The organism is Halorientalis litorea (assembly GCF_023028225.1).
In the GTDB taxonomy this organism is placed as follows: Archaea; Halobacteriota; Halobacteria; order Halobacteriales; family Haloarculaceae; genus Halorientalis; species Halorientalis litorea.
Genome location: NZ_CP095482.1, coordinates 245,584 through 270,744 on the forward strand (window position 1 = coordinate 245,584; position 25,161 = coordinate 270,744).

The window sequence follows — 25,161 nt, forward strand, 5'->3', positions numbered from 1 at the left end:
ACTTACCGGCGACGAACCCACCCACTCGCATGCGCATCGACGACCGGGTGGCCGTCGAGGGGGGCCGGGAACGCATCACGCTCGTCCCGGAGACGCTCGACGACCTGTGGCATCTCACCTACGTGCTCGAACCCGGTGACCACGTCTCGGGCGACACGACCCGACGCATCCAGCGGAACGACGACCAGATGCGGGACACGGGCGGTGAGCGCGAACACATGTACGTCACCATCGAGGTGGCGGACGTGGAGTTCGCGCGGTTCGCCAACCGCCTCCGGGTGGGCGGAGACATCGTGGACTGCTCTCGGGAGGACCAACTCGGCCACCACCACACGCTGAACGTGGAGGAACGCGACGAGTTGGACGTCGAGAAGGTCTGGAAGTCCGACCAACTGGAACGACTACAGGAGGCCGTCGAGGCGGCCGACAACCCGGACGTGGTCGTCGCCACCGTCGAGGAGGGGGAAGCCCACGTTCACACCGTCAGTCAGTACGGGACCGAAGAGCGTGCGAGCATCACGGCTCCCACCGGGAAGGGGGAGTACGCGCGGCCCCGGGAGGAACTGTTCGCGGAGGTGACCGACGTACTCGTCCGGCAGGACGCCGACGCCGTCATCCTCGCCGGCCCGGGGTTCACCAAACAGGACGCCCTCGACTACATCGAGGACGAACAGCCGGACCTCGTCGAGCGAATCACCACCGTGGACACGAGCGCGGTGGGTGACCGCGGCGTCCACGAGGTGCTCAAGCGTGGGGCCGTCGAGGAAGTCCAAGCCGAGACCCGTATCGCCGAGGAAGCCTCGCTCATCGACGAGTTGATGGAGCAAATCGGCGAGGGCGCGAAGGCGGCGTACGGACCCGAGAACGTCGCACAGGCGGCGGAGTTCGGGGCCGTAGACGAACTGCTCGTGTTAGACGAGGCACTCCGGCGCGAGCGTGCGGGTGAGGGGGAGTGGGACGTGGACGCCGACGAGATACTCGAGTCGGTCGAACAGCAGGGCGGCGAGGTGACGGTTTTCTCGAACGAGTTCGACCCCGGCCAGCAGTTGGCGAACCTCGGGGAGATAGCGGCGATTCTCCGCTACCGACTGGACTGACGGCGGGCTATCCGATGTCGAGCGTGAGGCCGTCGTCCGCGATTCGAACGTCGCCGTCGTACCGGTCGGCGATGGACGAGAGCATCGCATCGTGTTCGCCGTCCGTGTGCGGGTAGAGGTGGATCAGGTAGACCCGGCCGAGTTCGGCGTCGGACTCGGCGAGTGCGTCGCCCAACTCGGCGGGTGTGGGGTGGTTCGACACGTCGATGCCGTCCGGGAACGAGCAGTCGTGGGCGAGGACGGCGGTGCCGTCGAAGAAGTCGAGCAGTTCGGGGAACGCCTCGGTGTCGCCGCTGTAGCCGACCGTCGGCTGGTCCGTCGGGCCGGGCACGCTACCGGCGGGCGTCAGACGGTAGGCGAGACACGGCATGGAGTGGCGCGTCTCGGCGGCACGGCCAGCAAACCCGCCAATCTCGAACTCGGTCGTGGCGTCGATGTCTCGTGTCGTCACGGCCACCTTCTCCGCCAAGTAGTCGTGGACCGAGAGCATGTCGTCGACGAGGTCCGTGGTACCGGACGGTCCCGCGACGGTCACCTCGCCCGACCCAGCGAGCCAGCGGGCCTTCAACAGCGGGAGGAGGTCGGCGACGTGGTCCAGATGGTGGTGGGTCAGGAGGACGCCGTCGATACCCTCGTAGCCCGCCGGTGTCCGGGCGAGGCCCTGGAGGGCACCGCTCCCACAGTCGACGAGGAGTTTGTCCCCGCCCTGTTCGAGCAGGATGCCGGTCTGGAACCGTTCACCCGTCGGCATCGCGCTCCCGGTTCCGAGGAAAGTGACGCGCATACCGGTACCCGGACGGCCGGGGACTTCAAGCCGACGACAGGCGCGTCGGGCGCGCCCGCGCCAGATTTCACTTTCACCGTGCGGTCGGAACCAACTTTACCCGCCCGCCCTAACGACGGACCCGGATGGGAGCACGCGAGCTGTTGGCCGACCAGTCCGTGGACTACGACCCGGAAGCAGTCGCCATCGACGACGCCGACGTGCTGGACCTGCTCGAACCGCCGGTCCGGGAGTGGTGGGTCGAGCAGTTCGGCGAGTACGTCCCGGAGAACGGCGGGTTCTTCACGCCGCCACAGAAGGAGGCCATCCCGCTCATCGACGAGGGGACGAACGCGCTCGTGGCGTCGCCGACTGGCAGCGGGAAGACGCTCTCGGCGTTTACCGGCATCATCGACGAACTGTTCCGGCGTGACCGGGCCGAGGGGCTGGACAACAGCGTCTACTGTCTGTACGTCTCTCCGCTGAAGTCGTTGGCCAACGATATCCACCGAAACCTCGAAGTGCCACTCGCCGGTATCACCGAGAAACTCGACGCTCGGGGCGAAGAGACCGAGATACGCCACGCAATCCGCCACGGCGACACGCCCGACAGCGAACGCCAGCAGATGCTCGACGAGACGCCCCACATCCTCAACACGACGCCGGAGACGCTGGCGATTCTGCTGAACTCGCCGAAGTTCCGCGAGAAACTGCGAACCGTCGAGTACGTCGTCGTCGACGAGATACACAGCCTCGCGGAGAACAAGCGGGGGACCCACCTCTCGGTGTCGCTCGAACGGCTGGAGGCGATGGCCGAGGGGTCGCCGACCCGCATCGGCTGTTCGGCCACCGTCGAGCCGCTGGACACGATGGCCGAGTTCCTCGTCGGGCGGACCGAACCCGGCGGCGAGCCACGGGAGTACGAACTCGTGGACACGCGGTTCGTCCGGGAGTTCGATATGGAACTCACCTGCCCGACCGACGACCTCATCGACACGCCCCGCGAGGTGGTCAACGACCGCTTCTATCGGCAGTTACACGACCTGATAGCGGACCACACGAACACGCTCGTGTTCACCAACACCCGTTCGGGGGCCGAACGCGTCCTGCAGAACCTCCGTGAGCGGTTCGACGCCTACGACGAGGGGAACTCGGGCTGTCACCACGGCAGCCTCTCGAAGGACGAACGCCAGCGTATCGAGGAACGTCTCAAAGCGGGGACGCTCGACGTGGTGACGACGTCCACGAGCCTCGAACTCGGCATCGACATGCCCCACCTCGATTTGGTGGTACAGGTCGGCTCGCCGAAGTCGGTCGCCGCGCTCCTCCAGCGCGTCGGGCGGGCGGGCCACCAGTTGGGCGAGACGGTGACCGGCCGCGTCGTCGCCCTGGACCGGGACGAACTGGTCGAGTGTGCGGTGATGCTCAAGAAGGCCGAAGCGGGGTTCGTCGACCGCGTGTTTATTCCGGAGAACGCACAGGACGTCGCCGCCCAGCACGTCTACGGCATGGCTATCAACGCCGTCAGGCCCGAGCGCGAAGTCGAAGGGATTCTCAGACGTGCCTACCCCTACCGAGACTACACCGACCGGGAGTTCGAGCAACTCATGCGGTACCTCACCGCCGACTACGAGGGACTCGAAGCGAAGAACGTCTACGCGAAGGTCTGGCGCGACGAGAACGACCCGCCGGACGGGGAGTACCACTACGACGAGTTCCCGGTCGGCGAGGAACTGCTCGGCAAGCGCGGCCGCCTCGCGCGGGTCATCTACATGACCAACATCGGCACCATCCCCGACTCGTTCACGTGTGACGTGTTCACTCGGTCGGGCGACGACTGGGTGGGCCAGTTGGACGAGGAGTACCTCGACACGCTCGAAACGGGCGACGTGTTCGTGCTGGGCGGGAGCAACTACGAGTTCCGCTACCGGCGTGGCTCGAAGGTGTACGTCGACCCCACGAACGCCCGCCCGACGGTGCCGTCGTGGTTCTCCGAGCGGTTGCCCCTCTCCTACGACTTGGGCCGGGAGATTCTGGACTTCCAGCGGGAACTGCTGGCCCGACTGGAGGAGGGCGGCGCGCCCGCAGTCAGGCGGTGGCTCCGCGAGTTCCCGCTGGACGACGACAGCGTGCGAGCAGTCGCGCGAATGTTCACAGAGCAGGTGGCGTACGCGGGACCGGAGAGCGTCAGCACGGACGAGCGTCTCGTCGTCGAGGAGGAGACGGACCGCGAGCAGTACGAGCGACACTACTACGTCCACTCGAACTACGGGCGGCGGTTCAACGACGGCCTCTCGCGCCTGCTGGCCTACCGCGTGGCACAGACTGCCAACGCCAACGTCCAAGTCGCCGTCGCCGACCACGGGTTCACGCTCTCGATGCCGCTGAACCGGAAGGTCGACCTCCGGGGCATCCTCGAAGACATCGACCCGGCGGACGTGCGTCCGGACCTGCGGGCCAGTCTACGGGAGACGGACCTGCTCAAGCGGTACTTCCGCATCAACGCCACGCGGTCGCTGATGATACTCAAACGCTACAAGGGCCACGAGAAGTCGGCCAGTCAGCAACAGGTGTCCAGCGACATGTTGCTCTCGTTCGCCGAGGAGTTGCCGGATTTCGCGGTCATCGAGGAGACGTACCGCGAGATTCTGGCTGATAAACTCGCCGTGGGGGCAATCGAGGACGTGATTGGGGCCATCCGCGCGGGCGAGATAGCGGTCACGCACCACCGCGTCGACTCGCCGACGCCCCGGGCGTTCGGACTGGCGACGTTGCTGGCGAGCGACGTGGTGCTGGCCGAAGACGAGAGCGAAGTCCTCCGTGCGTTCCACGAGCGCGTCGTCGAAGAGATACGCGAAGACGAGGACGCGCCTGTCTCCGGGTAAGGCCGTCCTATCGTCTCTGTTGGGACTTCCTGCCGGGCTGTCACCAAACCGACGTGTCTCTAATTCACCGATTAAACTCATATACGACGACCCTACTACCGGAGAGTGATGCAACGGGAAGACGAGACAAGTCGGTACGTCGAGGAAGCGGCCCCAGATGGCGTGGTCGTCATCTACGACTCCCGGAATCTGGACGCGTGGATACAGACCGACACGCCGGCCGACATCCGCCACTGGGCGTGAGAGAGTCGGCGTAACGGCCGGGGTTAGTCCGGGCTTACCAACAGTGTGTTCAGCGCGTCCGGGACGAGGAGAACGTCGCTCCCGGGTTCGACGGCGTCCTCGACGGACGCCGCGGCGTGCATGAGGCAGTCCTCGACCACGGCGGGCGACCGACTGTTCGTGACGTACACGTCGTACTCGCGGAGCACACGGGCCGTCACGAATGCGCGCTGCGCGCCCGCGTCGTAGCCCTCGAGCATCTCCTCGTAGAGTGCCGACGCACTCTCCGCGTTCGAGAGACGGTCGTAGAAGCGTCGCTCACCCGTCCCGTCACCAGCCCCCTCCGGGAGCGTCGCCGGGAGGACGACGCGCCCGCCGGGCCGGAGGGGGTTGCGGTCCCCCAACGCGACGTACGTGGCCGCCCGCGTCGTCTGATAGAGGTTCGCGTCCTTGGGCGCGCCGATGCCGGCGACGACGGCGTCGTACTCGTCGGTTACCGGAACCGACAGTGCCTCGCGGCCGACCGCCGCGAGGTCACGGACGACAGCGCGCGGGTCGCCCGCGCTCGCGCCGAGGATGCCCGCCGGGCCGTGTGTGACGTTGAGGGCGAAGTCCAGCCCCACCACGTCACCGGCACTGTCGAGCGTCTCTCTGAAGGGGTTGCCGTCCACCCGGCCGAGCCTGACGCCATCCCGGCCGAGCATCTCCGGGCCGTGGGTGTAGCCGATGAGCGACTCGCTCCCCGCACCGATAGCGACTGTCTTGGCCCCGCCCGAGAAGCCGGCGTACTGGTGGGGTTCGACCATCCCAGTCGAGACCAGCAGGTCGGCGTCGGCGACGGACTCGTGAACCTCGACCGGACAGCCGTCGACGGCTCCCATCCGCACCGTCTCCGCCGGGTCGTGGTTCCGCGTGATGGCGGCGTACTCGCCCATCGCGTCGGCTATCTCGGCGTCCGTCATCGGCCGGTGGAGGCCCAGACCGACCAGCACCGTCACCTGCTCGCGGGCGATGCCCACCCGGGCGAGTTCCTCGACGAGCACGTCGACGAGTACGTCGTCGGGCGTGGCACGCGTCACGTCGGTCACGACGATGGTCACCGCGTCGTCCGGGTCGGCCGCGTCGGCGAGCGCGGGGCCGTGCGGGTCGGCGACGGCGTTCTGGGCGGCGGTACGAACGTCGACTGCCTCGCCGCCGGGGGCGTCGGCGACGCTCACGCGACAGTCCGGCAGTTCGAACGTGACCGTCTCCGCGCCGAGTGGGAGCGTATGGGACATACTCCGCAGTGGCGGCGGCGGGCCGAGAACCTGACGGTCAGGTGGTGGCGTTCGCCCACGTCCGGTCGGGGTGGTCACCGAGGAAGCGGTGACACTCGGTGTCGAGCGTGCCCGTCGAACTCGACGAACAGCCCGCGTACTCGCCGTTCTCCAGCCAGAGGATGCGGGTCCCGTGCGCGTCGGGCATGAATCCCGGCGGTGAGCCACCGCTGCTTTCCAGTTCCACACGGTACTGGACGCCCATTCGGCACGTCTCGTTCGGCGGGGCGTCGGTGTGTGAGTCGACTGCGACGCGGAAGGTGCTGAGGTCGGCCCCGCGTGGCGAGGTCCGAACCGCCGAGACGGAGAGGTTCGCGTCGGGGTCGCCAGTCTCGACGAACGTAATCCGCTCGTAGGTGCCGTTCGGTCCGGTTCCGCTCCGCGCGTAGGTAGCCACGTCGTCGGCACAACCGGCACCGAGCCGTTCGAAGCCGGTCACGTCCATCTCGGTCGGCCCGGTGTGGTCGGAGAAGCCCGGCACGTCGTTTATGTACGGGTGGGTGACACCGGCGACGAACAGGAGGACGACGAGGCCGGCGACGAGCGCGAGTCTGCGGGAGGGAGATGCGGGTACCATCACCTGAAACGGCACCCCGCTCGCAGAAACGCTTTGTGTCCTACCGCGCCCACTCGACCATCCGGCCGTACACGGGGTCCGTCGAGAGCGCGTCGGCGTCGCCGACGAGAACGAGTGCCTTCTTCGCCCGCGTGAGCGCGACGTTGATGCGGCGGTAGTCCTCGAAGATGGGGCCGTCGAGTGACCCTGTGGCGACGAAAGAGACGACGATGACCTCCTTCGAGGAGCCCTGAAACCGGTCAACGGTGTCGACGGCCACGCCGTCAGGCGCGCGCTTGCCGATTTCTGCGACCTGCGCGCGGTAGGGGGCGATGACCCCGATGTCGCCGGGTGCGACGCCGGCGTCGAGGTACGCCTGCACCGTCTCCACGACCGCCGCCGCTTCGTCGGGGTTCGTGTTCCCCCGCGCTCGCCCGTCGGGGTCGACGAAGGTCACCGGGTCACGGAGGTGTGTGGGCAACCTGTCTGTATCGACGGTCGGGAGGTCACCGAGACGCTGGGCCGCAACCTCGCCCGTCGCGGGCCGCAGTTCCCCGTCGTAGAACTCCCGGGACGCGAAGGCCTGAATCCGCTGGGCCATGCGGTACTGTCGGTCGAGCATCACCGACGCCTCGGGGTGGGCGTCGATGAGCCGTTCGAACAGCGACGCCGAGAGGTCCGCTCGGTCCTCGCCCCCGCCCTCGGCCCGGACCACCGGCGGGAGTTGTTGGTGGTCGCCCACGAGGACGAACCGCTCGGCGAGGTTCACCGCCGTCAGCGCGCCGGGTTCGGTCAATTGGCCCGCCTCGTCCACGAGTGCCACGTCGAACGCCTGCCCGCGCAACACCGAGGAGCCACAGGAGGCGGTCGTGGCCGCGACGACGGGTGCCGACCGGAGTTCGGCGGCGAGTTCGTCGGGGTCACCCCGCTCGGTCAGCCGGAACGCCTGCATGTCCGGCCGGACGCCCGTCTCCGTACCGACGCGCACGAAGTCGTCGAATCCCTGCTCCCGGAGGGCTTCGAGGGCGTTGTCCACCGCGCGGTTCGTGAAGGCCGTCAGGAGGACGCGTTCGCCCGCCGCGACCAGCGCGCGGACCGTCCGGGCGAGCGTGTACGTCTTGCCCGTCCCGGGCGGCCCGTGGATGAGCGCGTAGTCCTCGGCACGGACGGCGAGCGAGACGGCCTCGTTCTGGGCCTCGTTGTTGTCGATGTAGGTGCCGTCGTCGTGGGAGAACGCGGGGTCACGGCGGCCGAACAGCGCGGCCTTCTGCTCGGCGGACTGTTTGAGCAGGGCGTCGTGGAGCGCGGTGAGCATCCGACTGACGCTTATCTCGGAGGGGTACACGTCCAGCCGTCGCAGTTCGACCGGTTCGTCCGTCGTCACGACGATTTCCTCGCCCAACTGCTCGACCCGCGCCAGTTCCGCCCGGCCGCGAATCGGGTGGCCGTCGCTCGCCAACACCACGTCGCCCTCGCGTATCTTCGAGACGGCTCCCGTCCCCGCCGCGCGGAGTTCCCAGCGGCCGCCCTCGCGCTGTGTCCGGCCCCGTGGTTCGAGGTCTGTCAGGGCGCGGTCGTCCTCGGCCCGTTCCGCGGCCGTCTGCTCCCACAACTTGACGTACTCGCGGTGGACCTCGCGTCGCTCGGCCTCGATGGCGCGGTAGAAGCGGTCGAAGTAGTCCCGTTCCGCCTCGGGGATGGGAGTCCCGACTTGGCCGGCCTTGGACTCTTGGTCGAGACGGCCGGAGACGGCCATACAGGTGTCCTGCTCGAAGCAGTACTCACACTTGGCGTCGGCCTCGAAGCCCGTCGGCACGCTGGCGTCGAACTCCATTGCCGCCAGCGCGTTGCGCGTCCGCACGACGTACTGGAGGAGGCCGGGGCCGATAGAGAACTCCTTGGCCGGGGAGAGGTCGCCCGTCTCCTCGGTGCGCTCGACGGCCGCGTTCTTCGTGTAGAGGAGCGTGCCCGTATCGGGCGCGGCCTGGACGTGTGTCTCGTCGGGGCCGGCGGTCTCCTCGCCCAACAGGAGGGCGTAGCAGGTAGCCTGCACCTTGTCCTGAAACCGTGGCTCGCGCTTGGTGTTCTTGCCAGTCTTGAGTTCGACCGGCATCCCGCGACGGACGGCGTCGGCCCGCCCTTTCAGGCCGTACGTCTCGGAGACGAGGGTCTGCTCGCTCCGCCACCCGTCGGTTTCTGTGAGTGTTCCCTGTGAGAGCCACCCGTCGATGGCACTGGCGTGGTCCCGAACGTCCTCGGTCACCGCGTCGGCGTCCCGGTCCAGCATGCCCAGTTCCAGCCCCGCCTCGGCAACCCGGTCGGGGATGGAGGTGTCGAGGTCGCGGTCCCGCAGGAGGTCACCGAACACCTCGTGGACGATGGTCCCCTTGACCACCGGGTAGACCAGTTCGACGCCCGCGAGTTTGTTCAGGTAGTACATCCGGGGACACTGGACCCACGAGCGCACGTCGGTCACGTTCACGAGGAAATCGGGTTCGACCACGACCATCGAGTCTCGGCTGGTGGCGTACTGGGTTTGGCCGCGGAACTCGTCCGTTTCGGGGTCGGTCACCAGCAGTTCCATCCCGACATCGAGGTACTCGGCCGTCTCTGCCCACTTGTTCCAGAGCGTGACCGTCACGGCCTCGGCACGGCCACCGTCGGGCCGTATCCGCACCTCGACCAGTTCGGACGTGCCGGAACTGGTCTCGACCGTCCGCCCGTCACCGACTTCGACTACGGGACCGCGGAGTTGCACGCCCGGTCGAACAGTCCCGACGGGCAAAAGGCCTCGCCCCGCGGCGAATGTGGTCGGCGGGTTCCGACACGTTCTTCGGCGACAGGCCCCACACTGGACGTATGCGCGTCAGAGACTGGCAGGACATCCTCGAAGCGGTCGTCGAGAGCGACGCCGACCCGGACGGGTGGCGAGCAGTCGGCGGGGACCGCGCAGGCGGCATCGGCGAGGACCTCTATCTCGGCCACCGCGACGCGGGCGTCTTCCAACTCAAGACCTACGCGAAGAACCCCTTCGAGGTGGAGGGTATCGGCACCCGCGTCGCCCGCCGCGTCGACGAGGACCTCGACCCGCTGTTCCCGAGCGAGGACGCCGGCCGCTTCGGGGTCCAGCAACCCATCGAGGAGGACGACGCCGAGGACACGGTACGGAACCTCGAAGAGGTCCTGAAGGCCCACGCCGACGCCCCGACGACGCCGGACGCCCTCTTCGACGACGTGATGGAGACGCTGGACAGTCCCGCGTTCGGTCCCGCGGAGTTCGAGTTGACCGACCGCCCGGACGAACTCGACGAACTCTCGGGCACGTTCGAGGAAGCGGAGGCGTTGCTCGAAGCCGAGTTCGACGACGTGGTGGACGACACCGTGGACCGGGGCTTCCAGTAGCCAGCGAGTGCCGGAGTCGGGCGTCGCCGCAGGAAAATCCACAGCGGTAAGTCGGCGCGGATGCTTCTCCACGACATGAACGCCGCGGCGACGGTTCGGGACTACTACGACGCGCTCCGTGACGGCGACCCGCTCGGCCCGTTCTTCGCCGCCGACGGAGCCGACGAGACGGCGGTGAAGTTCGGCATCTCCGAGCGACTGGTCGGGAGCGACGAGATACGGGCGGGATTGCGAGAGCAGACGGAGACGACGACGAGATGGGCCGTCGAGAGTCGTGCCCTCCGGGTGACCGAGCGGTCCTGTCACGCGTGGTTCAGCGACGACGTGTTCCTGTCGTGGACGGACACCGAGCGTGGCATCGGGTACGAGTTCGACACCCGCTGGAGCGGGACGCTCGAACGGCAGGACGCGCCGAATGGCACGGCCGCATCGAACAGTGAGAGCGAGGGGGACGGCGACTGGCGGTTCGTGGGGATGCACGTCAGCGTCCCGGGGGATGTCTGATGGTCGGCCCCATCTCCAACGAGGAGCGAGACGAGTTCATGACTCGCCTCCGCATCGGGTTCGTCGCTCTCGTGGCCGTCTCGGCGGGCCTCATCACGCTCCAAGGTGACCCGCCGCTGATGGTCGTCGGGGCCGCAGTCGTCGGCGGCGTCGTCGTCGGCGTCATCCTGATGTGGTTCCTGTTCCCGGACGTGGAGTACCGCGACGGGCAGGAAGGGCGGGGCCGGCGGTAACGGGTCGGAGATGTCGGGCGGCCGACGAACGTACTGTTAGAGGACGCGACGCATCCACAGGCCGGGGTCGTCGAGTTCCGCGTCGGTCGGGAGGTTGTCGGGGTCGGCCCACACCGCCCCTGCCGCCTCGACGCCGTGTGCGTCGGCCACCGCGTCGAAGAAGTCCTTGCCGCGTTCGTACTGCCGGCGTTTCATCCCCAGCCCCAGCAGTCGGCGAACGAGCCGTGAAACCGGGCCACGGCCACGGCGGCGGTCGTCGAGTTTCGCCCGCAGGTCGGCGTACTCGTCGTCGAACGCACGGTCCATGACGAGTTCCGCGTACCCCTCGACGGCCGTCATGGTCGTGTCGAGTGCCGAGAGCGCGTCGCGGTCGATGGTTCCCTCCGCGAGGGCGTCGACGGCGACTTGCAGGTCACCCTCCAGTCGGTCCGAGAGCCACGGCGCGGCCCCGAACTCGGCGGCGTGGGCGACTTCGTGGAACGCTATCCAGCGGCGAAAGCGGTCCGTCTCCACGTCGAGCGAGTCGGCGACCCGGCCGATGTTGGGGTGGACGAAGTACAGCGCGTGGTCGTCGCCGTCGGCCAAGAGGAGCGGGTCGTACTGCCCGAGGACGTTCTCGGCGAGGAACGACAGAGCGACCGACATCGAGGCGGTGTTGGCGACGCGGGCGAGGCCGGGGAGCATCCCGACCTGTGATTCGAGCGGGTCCATCACCCGCCGGAAGGTGTCGACGTTCGCGTCGATCCAGTGGTGACGGGACTGTACCTCGACGGTCTCGGGGACGTCGAAGTCGATACCGGCGACGTCACGGAGGCTGGTTCGGGCGTCGCGCACGTCGGCGGCGTACCCCTCGCGTTCGGCGGTCGAGAGGTCGAGCGACCCCGGGTCCGTCGCGGCCCTCGCGGCCTCGGTGACGGCCGACCAGTCGACCGGCCCGTCGCCCGAGGCTCCGGTGACCGCGCGGACGCTTCGATAGAGATTCATACCCGACAGGAAGCGACCACCGGGCAAAGGTCTTCCCCCGCCGCAGGCGTCTCAGCGTGCGAGGCGTCGGTCGCGCTACGCGCCGTCGTCGTCGCTCGCCCTGTTTCGCAGAACCCACGCCGCCGCGCCGGCGAGGGCGAGTGCCGCGAGGAGAGCGAGGAGTCGCCCCCGGCCGGACCCGTCCGAGGCCGTGGCTGTCGCGTCCTCGGGACTCTCCTCGTCGCTCCCGGTGAACGGGGCGTTGGCGGTGAACGTCGCATCGTCGAGGTGGACCTCGAGCAGTGTGAACTCGGCCATAGGCGACGTTCCACGGCTGTCCGCTTACCGTTTGGGATGGGGGCAGACCAGCGGCCACACGCGACTAGGGGCCACCGGAACGGAACGGAGCGGTACGTTTATGCACCCGTCGCCACGCCGTAGGCGTATGAGTGAGACGGACGGGCGACCGCTGGACGTACTCGAACAGGCGGTCGGTGAGACTGTGACGGTCCATCTGAAGGACGGCGAGCAGTTCCAAGGGGAGTTAGCAGGGTACGACCAGCACATGAACCTCGTCATCGAAGCGGGTGAAGACACAACGATTATACGCGGCGATAACGTGGTCACAATCAGCCTATGACTGGTGCAGGAACCCCGAGCCAAGGGAAGAAAAATACGACGACACACGTGAAGTGCCGCCGCTGTGGCGAAAAATCGTACCACTCGAAGAAGAAAGTCTGCTCGTCCTGTGGATTCGGCAAGTCGTCGAAGCGACGAGGCTACGCCTGGCAGGAAAAAGCAGGCGAGTAACCGAGCAATGCACGAGAAGTGCGGCGTCGTCGGCATCTCGTTGGAGGACCGTGACGCCGCCCGCCCCCTCTACTACTCTCTCTACGCCCTCCAGCACCGCGGCCAAGAGTCGGCCGGTATCGTCACCCACGACGGGTTCCAGCAACACTCCCACGTGGAGATGGGACTCGTCGGCGACGCCTTCGAGCCCGGTGACCTCGAACAGCTGAACGGACCGAACGGCATCGGTCACGTCCGCTACCCGACCGCCGGGAGCGTCAACGCCTGCTGTGCCCAGCCGTTCTCGGTCTCGTTCAAGAGCGGGTCCCTGGGCTTGAGCCACAACGGGAACCTCGTCAACGCCGGTGAAATCCGCGAACAGCTCGCGGACTTGGGGCACGCGTTCACTTCCGACGGCGACACCGAGGTCATCGCCCACGACCTCGCGCGGAACCTACTGGAGGAGGACCTCGTGCGGGCGGTCAAGCGCACGATGTCGCGCATCCACGGGTCGTACTCGCTGACCATCATGCACGACGACACGGTGCTTGGCGTGCGCGACCCGCAGGGCAACCGCCCGCTCTGCATCGGGAAACTGGAGGACGGCTACGTACTGGCCTCGGAGTCGGCCGCCATCGACACGTTGGACGGCGAACTCGTCCGTGACGTACGACCGGGCGAACTCGTCGTCCTCCACCCGGACGGCACCGGATACGACACCTATCAGTTGGTACAGGCCGAAACGACCGCACACTGCTTTTTCGAACACGTCTACTTCGCGCGCCCGGACTCGGTCATCGACGACGAACTCGTCTACGAGGTTCGTCGCGAACTCGGCCGTGAACTCTGGGAGGAGAGCGGCATCGAGTCGGACGTGGTGATGCCCGTCCCGGACTCCGGACGGGCCTTCGCCTCCGGCTACGCAGAGGCCGCGAACGAGGACGGGTCGGGCGTGGAGTTCGCCGAGGGGCTGATGAAAAACCGGTACGTCGGCCGGACGTTCATCATGCCGACCCAAGACGAACGCGAGCGTGCGGTCCGTCTGAAGCTCAACCCCATCAAATCCTCCGTCGAGGGCAGGAGCGTGACGATAATCGACGACTCCATCGTCCGGGGGACCACCTCGAACCAACTCGTCCAACTGCTCAGGGACGCCGGGGCCGAGGAGGTCCACGTCCGCATCGGCGCGCCCCAGATTATCGCGCCCTGTTACATGGGCATCGACATGGCCTCCCGCGAGGAACTCATCGCGGCCGACAAGTCCGTCGAAGAGATACGCGCGGAGATAGAGGCCGACTCGCTGTCGTACCTCTCTATCGACGCCGTCTCCTCGGCACTGGGGAACTCCCGGGCGGACCTCTGTCTCGGCTGTGTCACTGGGGAGTATCCCTACGACATCGACGGCGAGACGACCGACCGAGACGTGGAGCGCCCCGTCATCTCGGGCGTCGGTGCGGAAGCGGACGACTGACGCGAGACGCGAACGAAGTGCGCGTCTCGGCAAGGGGAGCGGCGTGAGCCACGGCAGAACGAGCGTCCCGGAACGAACGGTAGGGGGACGTCAGACTGTGGCCGGTGACTCGCCGGTTACCACACGACGTACAGCAACAGGTAGACCACAGTTCCGAGTGCGAACGAGACGAGCCACAGCGACGCGGCGACCCGGCCGACGCGCCGGTGGGCCGTCTCGGCGAGTTCCTCGATGGGACGTGTCAGCGCGAGCAAGACGACGTAGTACAGCAGCGGGATGCAGACGATTGCGAGCAGGATGTGGATTGCGAGTATCGGTAGGTAGACGAACTGCCCGACGACGGCGGGGCCGGTGAAATCGGTCGGACCTTCGAGGCTCACCCGATAGAGGTAGAGGGCGAGGAAGACGGCGAACAGGCCGAGCGTCGTCACCATCGCGGCCCGGTGGCGGGTGACGTTGCCGCGGCGGATGGCCCGGACGCCGGCGAGGATGGTTCCGATAGCGACGACGCTCACCACGGCGTTGACGTGGGGGATGGCGGCGAGGACCCACTCGGGGGCCTGTGGGAGCGCGGCTGCGGGAATGACGTTGAGGACGGCCCCGAACACCAGCGCGAGCGAGACGACGGTCAACAGTCCGGTCAGTTCCGGCACTCTGTCGCGCGCTCGAAGTTCCATATCGGAACCGATGGACCGGACGGGCAAGGGCCTTACCGTCGCCGACGGCGGTCAGGCGTCGGGTTCGGGACGACTGCCGAGGGTGAGGTCGACAGTCTGGCGGCGGCCGTCGCGGACGATACCCACGGAGATCGTGTCGCCGGGGCTGGTCGAGAGCGCGAGGTACGTCGAAAGTTCCTGTCGTGACGGGGTGGCGCGGTCGCCCATCGAGACGACCACGTCGCCGCCGACGGGCGTCGAGACACCCCTGACGGTCCGGTCGCCGGTGGAACCTTCGAGAACGCCGTCCGACGGGGCACCCTCGACGACATCGTCGATGTAGACACCGGTCGCGTCCGCGAGGTCGTTTACATCCGCGATGCGCGGCGTGACGTTCATCAACTGGACGCCCATGTAAGTGTGGTCGTAGTCGCCACGCTGGATGAGGGCTGGGACGACGCGGCGGACGAGCGGTGCCGAAATGGCGAACCCGATGTTGTCGCCGCCGCCGGAGTTGATGACACCGGCCACTTCGCCGTCGAGTGTGACGAGTGGGCCGCCGCTGTTACCGGGGTTGACCGCGGCGTCCGTCTGGATAGCGTTGGGAATCGAGAAGTTCGGTCCGTCGGCGGTGGCCGACGCGGGGATGGCACGGCCGACACCGCTGACGACGCCGGCCGAGAGGGACCCGGAGAGGCCGAACGGGTTCCCGATTGCGATGACCTCCTGCCCGACTGCGACGCCGCCCTCGGCGAGCGGAAGTGGGGTCGCCTGTTCGGGATGGTCGGGGACATCGAGGACAGCGAGGTCGCTGTAGCGGTCGGTACCGACGACGGACGCCTCGCGCCACGTCCCGTCGGTGAAACGGACCTGAACCGCGTCGGCACCGTCGACGACGTGCTGGTTGGTGACGACGTGGTCTCCGTCGTAGACGAACCCGGACCCTTGCCCGCCAGAACCGGACCGGTCGTACACGCGCACGAGGACGACCGAATCTATCGTCGCCCGGTAGACGTCGGTGTACGCAGACGACGACGCGGGAGTCGTTCTGGCGGATACGTTGAGTTGCTCACGCTCTCGGTCCGGCGAGTCACGTGGTCGGTCAGTCGACGGCGCGTTACAGCCGGCGAGACCGGCAGAGAGGCCAGCGGCGGCCAACACGAACCGTCGACGAGAGAGGTGCTCGTCGCTCATACACGGTAGTACGGTGGTGGCAGGTAAAGCCCGGCGATTGCACGCATCGCCGGGATGAAACGGGGTCCGCGGGAGTCCGCGGAGAGTACGGTTGCTTGGGGTGGGGTAAGGGTGTGGGTGTGGGTGGTGGGGTGGGTGGTGGGGTACGTGGCACCGTTGTGCCAGCAACAGGTAGTTGCGATGAGATGTACATAAATCCACTGCTCCGATTATCGTATTTGAAAACCACACACGGGCGGCGGTCACGGGCCACGCCGACAGTATCCTCGCGTGTGGTTCCCGCAACCTATTTCTTCGCTTACGGTCAAGGCACTGGCAAGAATGGGCTCTCTCACCGTGGAGTCGCTGCCGAGTTCCGGGCTCGGCGTGGTTAGAACATGAATCACAGTTCACCGACCGTGTTGGTCGTCGACGACAACAGGGCCATCGCGAACACCTACACTGCCTTCCTCTCGGACGAGTACACCGTCCGGACGGCCTACGACGGGTCGGAGGCGTTGGAGGAACTCGACCCCGACGTGGACGTGGTTCTCCTCGACCGCCGGATGCCGGAGGTGTCGGGCGACGCCGTCCTCGAAGAGATAGAGTCCCGCCAACTGGACTGTCGCGTCGTGATGCTCACCGCAGTCGACCCGGACTTCGACATCGTGGACATGGGCTTCGACGAGTACATCGTCAAGCCCATCGAGCGCGAGGAACTCAACGACGTAGTCCAAGAGATGGTCGAACGCTCCACGTACGACGACGATTTCCGGCGGTTCCTGACCTTGGTGTCGAAAAAGACCACGCTGGAGTCGGAGAAAGCAATCGACGAACTGGAGGCCAGCGAGGAGTACCAGAAAATCGAGGACCGCCTCGCGGAACGCCGTGAACAAGTCGGCGTCGACCTCTCGGACTTGGAGGAGAGTTTCGGCGACGAGTCACGCGCGGTCCACATTCCCGACGACGTTCGCGGCGACGACGGAGAGGACGACGTAGACGACGAGTGACACTGCCGGCGGCCGTCTTCTATCCCAGTCAGGTCTCACCGGCGAGTCGGCAGTATCCCCGTCGCTCGTGTGACTCCACTCCGGACTACACCTGCGGTTCGCCGGGTCAGGTTCGGAGGTGTGGCCCCGAGAGAGCAGTCGCTCGGTGGCTTGCTCCGGTAAGAATTTGCGTGGGTGCAGTCTCTTGGGACTCCACCTGCACTTTGCAGTGCGTGGGACCGGATTTGAACCGGCGGACCCCTACGGGACAGCGCCCTCAACGCTGCGCCGTTGGCCTGGCTTGGCTACCCACGCACGTTTGCTCTGTTGCACTCGTCGGTACTGGGTGATCCGATAAAAGGGCTTTCGTTTGGTCGCGCGAGAGCGGCCACGCGAAACGGACCTTTCAAATACTGCCCATCTACTACCCACCGGCATGGCTAAGTACTCGACCGGCGACGCAGGTGGCGGTGCCGGCGGGAGCTGTGAACTCTGCGGTGCGGACGACGCGGACCTCCGCACCGCGACCGTCGCCGGCGCGACGCTTGAGGTCTGTGGCGAGTGCGCCCAGCACGACGAATCCGGGGGCGGGTCCGACGACAGCGACCGTAGCGACCGAGACCGGAAACGCCGTGCGGCACAGAACACGGCACGCATCGACGACGCCCGCACGGGCGACTCCACACACTGGGAGAAAGAGGGGACCGACTACGAGGAGGACCAACTCCCGTATCTCGTCTCCGACTACGGCAAGGAACTGACCGCCGCTCGACAGGACGCGGGCCTCCAACTGTCGGAACTCGCCGCGGAACTGGACGTCGAAGAGTCCGACTTGCTCGCCATCGAGCAGGGTCGCGCGACGCAGGCGGGCGTGGGCGGGTCCGTGGTCGCCAAACTCGAGGACTTCCTCGACGTGGAACTGGCCGACGAGTAGCCACCCTGCCGACTTTTCACCCGACGCGCCCAACGGCGCGTATGGACCTCACACCCGAACAGGCCGCCATCCGCGAGACGGTCCGGGAGTTCGCCGTCGAGGAGATTCGACCGACGGCCCGGGACGCGGACGAGACAGCGACCTTCCCCGAAGACGTGTGGGACGGCCTCGCGGACCTCGAACTGACCGGGCTGACGGCCCCCGAGGAGTACGGCGGGTTCGACGCCGACCGGCTGACCTACGCACTCGTCAACGAGGAAGTCGCGTACGGGATGCTCGCGGTGGCGACGGCACTCTCCGTCCACTGTCTCGCCACCGCCTGCATCCGCGAGTTCGGCTCTCCCGACGTGCGCGAGGCGTGGCTTCCCGCGATGGTCGAGGGGCGACCCGTGGGCGCGTTCGCGCTCTCGGAACCCGACGCCGGGTCGAACCCGGCGGAGATGTCGACGGTCGCACGCCGGGACGGCGACGAGTACGTCCTCGACGGCACGAAACAGTGGATTACGAACGGCGAACGGGCGGGCGTCGTCGTCGTCTTCGCCAAGACGGACCCCGACGACCCCGGGAGCGTCACGCAGTTTCTCGTCCCGAAGGACACCGACGGCCTGCTGGTCGGGGACAGGGAGGACAAACTCGGCCTCCGGGCGAGCGACACCACGCAACTGACCTTCGACGGGGCACGGATTCCCGCCGAGTACCGACTCACCGAGGAAGGTGAGGGGCTGTCGGCGGCACTGTCGACGCTCACGGGCGGCCGCATCGGCATCGCCGCGCAGTCGGTCGGGTTGGCACAGGCCGCGCTGGACGAGGCCCTCGCGTACGCGGCCGACCGCGAGCAGTTCGACCGGCCCATCGGCGAGTTCCAGTCCATCCGGCACAAACTCGCGGAGATGCACACCGAGACACAGGCCGCCCGTCTGCTGACGCGGGACGCGGCCCGGCGGGAGGACGCGGGCGAGTCAGTGCGGACGGCGGCGAGCATGGCGAAGTACTACGCGAGCGAGACGGCCGTCGACGTGACGAACGAGGCGGTCCAGATTCACGGCGGCTACGGCTACACCACCGACTTCCCGGTCGAACGACTCTACCGCGACGCGAAGGTGACGACCATCTACGAGGGGACCACCGAGATACAGAAGAACGTCGTCGCGCGCGAACTGCTGTAGGGCGGCGAGTCGGTCCCACCGAAGCCCCTATTTTCCGTCCGCCCGTATCGCCACCAGTGATACACCGGGAGTACGAGGCGTACGTGTACGACTTGGACGGCACGCTCGTCCACCTCGACGTGGACTGGGCGGCCGTCAGAGACGACGTCGCCGCCGCACTCAGGACACGCGGACTCGACGTGGACGGTGTGAACCTGTGGGGACTGCTCGAACTGGGCGACGAGACGGGGTACCGTGACATCGTCGAGGAACACGTCGGCGAGTACGAACGTGATGGGGCCCGCTCCTCACAGCGACTCGCCCCCGCCGACAGACTCCCGCACGACGTGCCGGTCGGTGTCTGCTCGCTCAACAGCGAGGCCGCCTGCCGCATCGCGTTGGAGATTCACGGCCTCGACGACGCGGTGGGTCCGGTCGTCGGGCGGGACTCACACGAGGCAGAGAAGCCCCACCCGGGTCCCCTGCTGTCCGTCGTAGAGCAGTTGGGCGTGTCGCCGGGCGAGACGCTGTTCGTGGGCGACACGGAGCGTGACGCGGAGACGGCCCGGGAGGCGGGCACGGCCTTCGCGTGGGCCGAGGAGTGGGCACCGGAGGAGTGACTACGCCGTGCGGCGAGCGTAGAGGAACACCGCGACGGCGGTACACAGCCAGACGATGGCCCCGACGCGGACGGCGAAACTCACGCGTGCCGGCCACGACGGGAGCGTGACGGTGGCCGAAAGGACGGCGACGACCGGCGCGCCGACGACGATGGTGGCGACGAACGTGACCTGCATGACCCACCCGTAGTCGACCCCTTCCGTCGGTTCCTCGTCCTCCTCGTCGACGCGTACTGGCACACGTCCGGGTCGGCGACGCCCGAACAAATCGGTTGCGACCGCAGGTTGCCACTATCGGATACGTTTACCACGCCGGGCACCCAGCGGTCGGGTATGCCCACTGTGACAGAGATTCGGGACCGGACCGACGACACCCCCATCACGATGCTCACCGCGTACGACGCGCCGACGGCCAGTATCGTCGATGATAGCGGCGTGGACATGATACTCGTGGGCGACAGCGTCGGCAACGTGATGCTCGGGCACGACTCGACGCTCCCGGTGACGTTGGACCAGATGGTGAGTCACACGTCCGCCGTCGTTCGGGGCGCGGAGGACGCACTCGTCGTGGCTGACGTGCCGTTCCTCTCTGTCGGGGCCGACGAGGGCGACAGCATCGAGAACTGTGGCCGTCTGCTCAAGGAGGCCGGCGCGGACGCGGTTAAAATCGAGAGCGGCGACCACACCGTCAAGTTGACCGAACAGTTGGTCCAACTCGGCATCCCGGTGATGGCACACCTCGGACTGACGCCGCAGCAGGTCAACCAGTTGGGCGGACACACCCGACAAGGGACGACGCCGGAGGCGGCCCGGGAGATACTCGACTTGGCGACCGAACACCAGCGTGCCGGAGCGTTCGCGCTGGTACTCGAACACGTCCCCTCGAACCTCGCGGCGCAGGTGACCGAGACGCTCGACATCCCGACCATCGGCATCGGAGCCGGACCGGCGTGTGACGGGCAAGTCCTCGTCGTCAACGACGCCGTCGGCCTGAGCGACTGGACGCCGCCGTTCGTCGAGACGTTCGGCGACGTCCGTGGCGAGATGGAATCGGCCATCGACGACTACGTGACGGCCGTCGAGGACGGCGAGTACCCCGCCGAGGAACACAGCCACCACGAGGACGAGTTAGAGGACATCTACTGACCCGACGTGGGTTACCGGTCGCCGGTCACCGACTCGTGGAACTCCGTGAGGAGCGTCTCGAACGCCGCCGGCCGTTCGAGCATCGCCATGTGTCCGGACTCGTCGATTTCCGCGTGCGTCGCACCCGGAACGTTCTCGCCGAGGTACTCGCCGAAGGAGGGCGGGGTGAGCATGTCGTGTTCGGCCGTGATGGCGAGCGTAGGTGTCGTTATCTCCCCGAGTCTGTCGCGCACGTCGAAGTGACCGCACGAGAGGAGGTCACGCTCCAACATCTCGAACCCGGCGGCGCGCATCGCCGCAACCGAGTGTTCGACGTTCTCGTGGTCGGTGTCGTGGAACAGCATGCCGTTGTCGTGGAGGAACTCGATGGCCCCCTCGAAGTCGCCACCGTCCAGCCACTGTGTCACTGCCTCGCCCATCACGAACTTCGCGGCGGTGCAGAGGAGGACGGCACCGTCGGGTTCGAAGTCGTGTTCCACGAGACACCACTGGAGGGTCGCTCCGCCCATCGAGTGTCCGACGGCGACGGAGACGCCCGTCTCCGCCGCGACTGCCACGACATCGCGCGCGTATGCGTCGATGGTATCTATCCCGGGACCAGTGTCCACGTCCTCGGACCCCTCCCGGCCGCTCAGGTCCACGGCCACGACGGGCGTCTCCGCGGCCCGTTCGAACTGCTCGGCCCAACAGCGGTGCGTCTGGCCCGCGCCGTGCACGAGCAGTATCGGGTCGGCACCGTCCGTGTCCCCCACGGCTCTGTACGTCGTCGTTCGCCCGTCGTGTGTCACCGTTTCCGTCCGCATACCCACCGATAGCCCCGACAGCGATATAAACGCCGACCGTCCCGGAAACCGAGAGGATAAACCGTGAACCGCTTGCGTACCGTCTATACCCAATCCGACCGCCCTATTGCGGTCCTTCGGCGTTAGGTTTATATACTTTGACGACTAACTTAGAGTTAGTATGACTGGACAAGAGCGGTTTGTCGAAGAGCGGGGTCCCGTGCGGCACGTCGAGGACGACGACGGGACCGTCAGTCTCGTCGCCGACGTGGGCGCCGGCCACGAGGCGAGCGTCGACGTCGTCGGTGAGACGGCTATCGTCGTTGCCGACGGTGAACAGTACGAGTTCGAGGTGCCCGCGGACGGGGGCGCGCAAGCGTTTATGCACAACGGTATCCTCACTATCGAGGTGGAAAAATGAGACTGACTGTCAAACCCCTCAAGCAGAAAGACGCGGGCCGTGGCCTCGCCGCCGTCGACCGAGCGGCGATGCGCGAGATGGACTTGGAGAACGGGGATTACGTCGTCATCGACGGCCGTGATGGCGGCCGAGCGGTCGCGCGCGTCTGGCCCGGCTACCCAGAAGACGAGGGCAAGGGCGTCGTCCGCATCGACGGCCAACTGCGTCAAGAGGCCGACGTGGGCATCGACGACACCGTCGAGGTCGAGGACGCCGACGTTCAGCCCGCCACCTCGGTGACCGTCGCGCTCCCGCAGAACCTCCGCATCCGCGGGAACGTCGGTCCGCACATCCGCAACAAGCTGAGCGGCCAGGCCATCACGCAGGGACAGACGGTCCCCTTCTCGCTGGGGCTGGGACCACTCTCCTCGATGTCCGGCCAGCAGATTCCGCTGAAGGTGGCCAACACCGAACCGAGCGGCACCGTCGTGGTGACCGACTCGACGGACATCGAAGTCAGCGAACAGCCGGCAAAGCAGATTACCGGCAGCGCGCCCGGCGAGGGCAGCGAGACGCCGAACGTCACCTACGAGGACATTGGCGGCCTCGACGACGAACTCGAACAGGTTCGGGAGATGATAGAGTTGCCGATGCGCCACCCCGAACTGTTCCAGCAGTTGGGCATCGAACCGCCGAAGGGCGTCCTGCTCCACGGCCCGCCGGGCACGGGGAAGACCCTGATGGCCAAAGCCGTCGCCAACGAGATTGACGCCTACTTCACGGACATCTCCGGCCCCGAAATCATGTCCAAGTACTACGGGGAGAGCGAGGAGCAACTCCGTGAGGTGTTCGAGGAGGCCGAGGAGAACGCCCCCGCCATCGTCTTCATCGACGAAATCGACTCCATCGCGCCCAAGCGCGGGGAGACGTCCGGGGACGTGGAGCGGCGCGTCGTCGCCCAACTCCTCAGCCTGATGGACGGCCTCGACGAGCGCAAAGAGGTCGTGGTCATCGGCGCGACCAACCGCGTCGACGCCATCGACCCCGCGCTCCGCCGTGGCGGTCGTTTCGACCGCGAAATCGAAATCGGCGTCCCGGACAAGGGTGGCCGCAAGGAAATCCTGCAGGTCCACACCCGCGGGATGCCGCTGACCGACGACATCGACCTGGACGAGTACGCCGAGAACACGCACGGCTTCGTCGGTGCGGACCTCGAATCGCTGACCAAGGAGTCGGCGATGAACGCCCTCCGGCGCATCCGGCCGGATTTGGACCTCGAGTCCGACGAAATCGACGCCGACGTACTCGACCGGTTGCAGGTCACCGAACGGGACTTCAAGGACGCGCTGAAGGGCATCGAACCCTCCGCGCTCCGCGAGGTGTTCGTCGAGGTGCCCGACGTGACGTGGGACAACGTGGGCGGCCTCGAAGACACGAAGGAACGCCTCCGTGAGACCATCCAGTGGCCCTTGGAGTACCCCGAGGTGTTCGAGCAGATGGACATGCAGGCCGCGAAGGGCGTCCTGCTGTACGGCCCGCCGGGCACGGGGAAGACCCTGCTCGCAAAGGCCGTCGCCAACGAGTCCAAGTCCAACTTCATCTCGGTGAAAGGCCCCGAACTGCTGAACAAGTTCGTCGGGGAGTCCGAGAAGGGCGTCCGCGAGGTGTTCGAGAAGGCGCGGTCGAACGCACCGACCGTCGTCTTCTTCGACGAAATCGACGCCATCGCGGGCGAACGTGGCCGCAACGCCTCCGACTCCGGCGTCGGCGAGCGCGTCGTCTCCCAGCTCCTGACCGAGTTGGACGGCATCGAGGCACTGGAGGACGTGGTTGTCGTCGCCACCTCGAACCGGCCGGACCTCATCGACTCGGCACTGTTGCGCCCCGGCCGCCTCGACAGGCACGTCCACGTGCCCGTGCCCGACAAGGACGCCCGCCGCGCAATCCTCGAAGTCCACACCCGGAACAAGCCGCTGGCAGACGACGTGGACCTCGACGCCCTCGCCCGGAAGAGCGAGGGCTTCGTCGGGGCCGACATCGAGGCACTCACCCGCGAGGCGTCGATGGCCGCCAGCCGCGAGTTCATCAACAGCGTCACGCCCGAGGAAGTCGGCGAGTCCGTCGGCAACGTCCGCGTGACGATGGCGCACTTCGAGCAGGCTCTCGACGAAGTCGGTGCGAGCGTCACCGAGGAGACTCGTGAACGCTACGACGACATCGAAGAGGAGTTCGAGACGGCCGAACCCGGCGTCCAAGAGGACGAAGTCAGCCGGACCTTCCAGTAGCGCGCCTACCGCTTTTCTGTCGGCGTCGAACACCGGAGACAGAGCGTGGTGTCCGCCACCCAGTTCACGTCGCGTGACCCACAGTTCGGACACTCGTGGTTGGCGTTGTCGTACTCGGTCGTGCCACGCGGCGCGGCGAGAAAACCGTCCGCGACGGCCTGCTCGACCAACGTCGGGAACCGCTGGCGTTTGAACGCGGCGCGGTGTGCGAGGAACGCCCCCGGTTGCGCGGGGTCAGCCCCGTGGAGGTCCTCCCACGTCACCGCGATTTCACCGTTGTCCTGCCCGCGAGCGACCTGCTTCAGCGTCGCCGCGGCCGCCTCGAACAGCGGCGTCGTCCCCCAAGCCTGTGGGCTGTCGATGTTCTCGGCCGCGTCTCCGTACTCGTCGGCGGCGGCCTCGTAGGCGTCGCCCGCGCCGGCGAGGCCGCCGAGCGTCTTGAAGTCGGCCACGAACTCCGAGAAACAGGCGGACTGGACGGCGTGGGACGTGTCGGTAGCCAAATCGCGGGCGACGGCGACGCCCTCGACGGCGCGGTTGGTCGCCCGTGTGTCCAGCCCTGCCACGCGGTACGCGGCGACGGCCGCGGAGAGGGCGGCGAGTCCCCGTCCGACCCAGCCGTTGTCGTCGACTGCGAAGGGAGACAACTCGGGCCGAGGTTCCGCGAGCGTGGCCCACCCGTCGCGGGTGAACTCGTCGCCGGCCCGCTCGTAGTCACGGTCGGCCAATGCCGCTACCGCCGTCGTCCGGTAACCCTCGTCGGTCATACCCTATGGAAGGGCGCGACAGGCACAAGCGTTGAGGTACCGACACGGCGGCCTCGGAGTGAG

The 25,161-nt window shown here is 67.2% G+C and carries 27 protein-coding genes and 1 tRNA gene; 16 read left to right on the forward strand and 12 right to left on the reverse strand.

Features of this window, described 5'->3' with window-relative positions; genetic code table 11:
* Positions 1–29: 29 nt before the first annotated feature.
* Positions 30–1,097 (forward strand): mRNA surveillance protein pelota, encoded by a 1,068-nt coding sequence (locus MUG95_RS01410; protein WP_247009285.1) that lies wholly within the window; start codon positions 30–32, stop codon positions 1,095–1,097.
* Between the two features lie 7 nt (positions 1,098–1,104).
* On the opposite strand, the gene MUG95_RS01415 is transcribed toward MUG95_RS01410, so the two are convergent.
* Positions 1,105–1,881 carry an MBL fold metallo-hydrolase gene (locus tag MUG95_RS01415; protein ID WP_247009286.1) on the reverse strand — a complete coding sequence of 259 codons (777 nt, stop codon included), beginning with the start codon at positions 1,879–1,881 and terminating at the stop codon, positions 1,105–1,107.
* Between the two features lie 125 nt (positions 1,882–2,006).
* Between MUG95_RS01415 and MUG95_RS01420 the strand changes: the two genes are divergently transcribed.
* Together MUG95_RS01420 and MUG95_RS16830 are read left to right on the forward strand one after the other, a co-directional pair.
* Entirely contained in the window at positions 2,007–4,745 is a 2,739-nt protein-coding gene (locus tag MUG95_RS01420) for an ATP-dependent helicase (protein ID WP_247009287.1), read from the forward strand.
* Between the two features lie 108 nt (positions 4,746–4,853).
* A complete protein-coding gene (locus MUG95_RS16830; protein WP_256463861.1) occupies positions 4,854–4,988 on the forward strand; it encodes a DUF7331 family protein in 135 nt (44 codons plus the stop codon).
* 23 nt (positions 4,989–5,011) lie between these two features.
* Here MUG95_RS16830 and MUG95_RS01425 read toward each other — a convergent pair whose 3' ends face one another.
* The 3 genes from MUG95_RS01425 to MUG95_RS01435 are packed head-to-tail and all read right to left on the reverse strand — an operon-like array spanning position 5,012 to position 9,597.
* Entirely contained in the window at positions 5,012–6,244 is a 1,233-nt protein-coding gene (locus MUG95_RS01425; RefSeq protein WP_247009288.1) for a lactate racemase domain-containing protein, read from the reverse strand.
* Positions 6,245–6,281: 37 nt separating this feature from the next.
* Positions 6,282–6,860: a hypothetical protein gene (locus MUG95_RS01430; protein WP_247009289.1), complete on the reverse strand. Its 579-nt coding sequence runs from the start codon at positions 6,858–6,860 to the stop codon at positions 6,282–6,284.
* Between the two features lie 40 nt (positions 6,861–6,900).
* Positions 6,901–9,597, reverse strand: a complete 2,697-nt coding sequence (locus tag MUG95_RS01435; RefSeq protein WP_247009290.1) for an AAA domain-containing protein — start codon at positions 9,595–9,597, stop codon at positions 6,901–6,903.
* 101 nt (positions 9,598–9,698) lie between these two features.
* Here MUG95_RS01435 and MUG95_RS01440 point away from each other — a divergent pair, with 101 nt between their 5' ends.
* The 3 genes from MUG95_RS01440 (at position 9,699) to MUG95_RS01450 (ending at position 10,978) form a co-directional block, all read left to right on the forward strand.
* On the forward strand, positions 9,699–10,241 hold the full coding sequence (locus MUG95_RS01440) for a hypothetical protein (RefSeq protein WP_247009291.1): 543 nt from the start codon (positions 9,699–9,701) through the stop codon (positions 10,239–10,241).
* A 75-nt stretch (positions 10,242–10,316) separates the two neighbouring features.
* Complete coding sequence (locus MUG95_RS01445) at positions 10,317–10,745, forward strand: nuclear transport factor 2 family protein (RefSeq protein ID WP_247009292.1); 429 nt, start codon at positions 10,317–10,319, stop codon at positions 10,743–10,745.
* A complete protein-coding gene (locus MUG95_RS01450) occupies positions 10,745–10,978 on the forward strand; it encodes a DUF8527 family protein (protein ID WP_247009293.1) in 234 nt (77 codons plus the stop codon). The genes MUG95_RS01445 and MUG95_RS01450 overlap by 1 nt, the downstream gene beginning before the upstream one ends.
* A 36-nt stretch (positions 10,979–11,014) precedes the next feature.
* On the opposite strand, the gene MUG95_RS01455 is transcribed toward MUG95_RS01450, so the two are convergent.
* Positions 11,015–11,962, reverse strand: a complete 948-nt coding sequence (locus tag MUG95_RS01455) for an Rv3626c family coenzyme F420 biosynthesis-associated protein (protein WP_247009294.1) — start codon at positions 11,960–11,962, stop codon at positions 11,015–11,017.
* A gap of 75 nt (positions 11,963–12,037) precedes the next feature.
* Entirely contained in the window at positions 12,038–12,259 is a 222-nt protein-coding gene (locus MUG95_RS01460) for a hypothetical protein (RefSeq protein WP_247009295.1), read from the reverse strand.
* A gap of 127 nt (positions 12,260–12,386) precedes the next feature.
* Between MUG95_RS01460 and MUG95_RS01465 the strand changes: the two genes are divergently transcribed.
* From MUG95_RS01465 to purF, 3 genes are read left to right on the forward strand one after another with little or no spacing between them, the layout of a single operon-like run.
* Positions 12,387–12,581 carry an LSM domain-containing protein gene (locus MUG95_RS01465; protein ID WP_247009296.1) on the forward strand — a complete coding sequence of 65 codons (195 nt, stop codon included), beginning with the start codon at positions 12,387–12,389 and terminating at the stop codon, positions 12,579–12,581.
* Complete coding sequence (locus MUG95_RS01470) at positions 12,578–12,751, forward strand: 50S ribosomal protein L37e (RefSeq protein WP_247009297.1); 174 nt, start codon at positions 12,578–12,580, stop codon at positions 12,749–12,751. The genes MUG95_RS01465 and MUG95_RS01470 overlap by 4 nt, the downstream gene beginning before the upstream one ends.
* Before the next feature lie 7 nt (positions 12,752–12,758).
* Positions 12,759–14,201, forward strand: a complete 1,443-nt coding sequence (gene purF, locus MUG95_RS01475) for an amidophosphoribosyltransferase (protein ID WP_247009298.1) — start codon at positions 12,759–12,761, stop codon at positions 14,199–14,201.
* A 116-nt stretch (positions 14,202–14,317) separates the two neighbouring features.
* On the opposite strand, the gene MUG95_RS01480 is transcribed toward purF, so the two are convergent.
* Complete coding sequence (locus tag MUG95_RS01480) at positions 14,318–14,878, reverse strand: DUF420 domain-containing protein (protein WP_247009299.1); 561 nt, start codon at positions 14,876–14,878, stop codon at positions 14,318–14,320.
* A gap of 51 nt (positions 14,879–14,929) precedes the next feature.
* Positions 14,930–16,051, reverse strand: a complete 1,122-nt coding sequence (locus MUG95_RS01485; protein WP_247009300.1) for a S1C family serine protease — start codon at positions 16,049–16,051, stop codon at positions 14,930–14,932.
* Positions 16,052–16,428: 377 nt separating this feature from the next.
* Between MUG95_RS01485 and MUG95_RS01490 the strand changes: the two genes are divergently transcribed.
* The gene (locus MUG95_RS01490; RefSeq protein ID WP_247009301.1) at positions 16,429–17,040 is read left to right on the forward strand and encodes a response regulator; all 612 of its coding nucleotides are present in this window, start codon (positions 16,429–16,431) and stop codon (positions 17,038–17,040) included.
* Positions 17,041–17,249: 209 nt separating this feature from the next.
* On the opposite strand, the gene MUG95_RS01495 is transcribed toward MUG95_RS01490, so the two are convergent.
* Positions 17,250–17,334: transfer RNA gene (locus MUG95_RS01495), tRNA-Leu, on the reverse strand.
* Between the two features lie 121 nt (positions 17,335–17,455).
* On the opposite strand from MUG95_RS01495, the gene MUG95_RS01500 reads away from it, so the two are divergent.
* The 3 genes from MUG95_RS01500 to MUG95_RS01510 are packed head-to-tail and all read left to right on the forward strand — an operon-like array spanning position 17,456 to position 19,718.
* On the forward strand, positions 17,456–17,953 hold the full coding sequence (locus tag MUG95_RS01500; protein ID WP_247009302.1) for a helix-turn-helix domain-containing protein: 498 nt from the start codon (positions 17,456–17,458) through the stop codon (positions 17,951–17,953).
* Positions 17,954–17,994: 41 nt separating this feature from the next.
* The gene (locus tag MUG95_RS01505) at positions 17,995–19,119 is read left to right on the forward strand and encodes an acyl-CoA dehydrogenase family protein (RefSeq protein ID WP_247009303.1); all 1,125 of its coding nucleotides are present in this window, start codon (positions 17,995–17,997) and stop codon (positions 19,117–19,119) included.
* A 59-nt stretch (positions 19,120–19,178) separates the two neighbouring features.
* Complete coding sequence (locus MUG95_RS01510) at positions 19,179–19,718, forward strand: HAD family hydrolase (RefSeq protein ID WP_247010507.1); 540 nt, start codon at positions 19,179–19,181, stop codon at positions 19,716–19,718.
* Here MUG95_RS01510 and MUG95_RS01515 read toward each other — a convergent pair whose 3' ends face one another.
* Complete coding sequence (locus MUG95_RS01515) at positions 19,719–19,958, reverse strand: DUF5822 domain-containing protein (RefSeq protein ID WP_372608182.1); 240 nt, start codon at positions 19,956–19,958, stop codon at positions 19,719–19,721.
* A gap of 93 nt (positions 19,959–20,051) precedes the next feature.
* Between MUG95_RS01515 and panB the strand changes: the two genes are divergently transcribed.
* The gene (panB, locus tag MUG95_RS01520; RefSeq protein WP_247009304.1) at positions 20,052–20,864 is read left to right on the forward strand and encodes a 3-methyl-2-oxobutanoate hydroxymethyltransferase; all 813 of its coding nucleotides are present in this window, start codon (positions 20,052–20,054) and stop codon (positions 20,862–20,864) included.
* 11 nt (positions 20,865–20,875) lie between these two features.
* Here the strand turns inward: panB and MUG95_RS01525 are convergent, their stop codons facing one another.
* A complete protein-coding gene (locus MUG95_RS01525; protein ID WP_247009305.1) occupies positions 20,876–21,667 on the reverse strand; it encodes an alpha/beta fold hydrolase in 792 nt (263 codons plus the stop codon).
* A gap of 160 nt (positions 21,668–21,827) precedes the next feature.
* Here MUG95_RS01525 and MUG95_RS01530 point away from each other — a divergent pair, with 160 nt between their 5' ends.
* Together MUG95_RS01530 and MUG95_RS01535 are read left to right on the forward strand one after the other, a co-directional pair.
* The gene (locus MUG95_RS01530) at positions 21,828–22,067 is read left to right on the forward strand and encodes a DUF7127 family protein (RefSeq protein WP_247009306.1); all 240 of its coding nucleotides are present in this window, start codon (positions 21,828–21,830) and stop codon (positions 22,065–22,067) included.
* Positions 22,064–24,331 (forward strand): CDC48 family AAA ATPase, encoded by a 2,268-nt coding sequence (locus tag MUG95_RS01535; RefSeq protein WP_247009307.1) that lies wholly within the window; start codon positions 22,064–22,066, stop codon positions 24,329–24,331. The genes MUG95_RS01530 and MUG95_RS01535 overlap by 4 nt, the downstream gene beginning before the upstream one ends.
* A gap of 5 nt (positions 24,332–24,336) precedes the next feature.
* On the opposite strand, the gene MUG95_RS01540 is transcribed toward MUG95_RS01535, so the two are convergent.
* On the reverse strand, positions 24,337–25,098 hold the full coding sequence (locus MUG95_RS01540) for a hypothetical protein (RefSeq protein ID WP_247009308.1): 762 nt from the start codon (positions 25,096–25,098) through the stop codon (positions 24,337–24,339).
* Between the last annotated feature and the right edge of the window lie 63 nt (positions 25,099–25,161).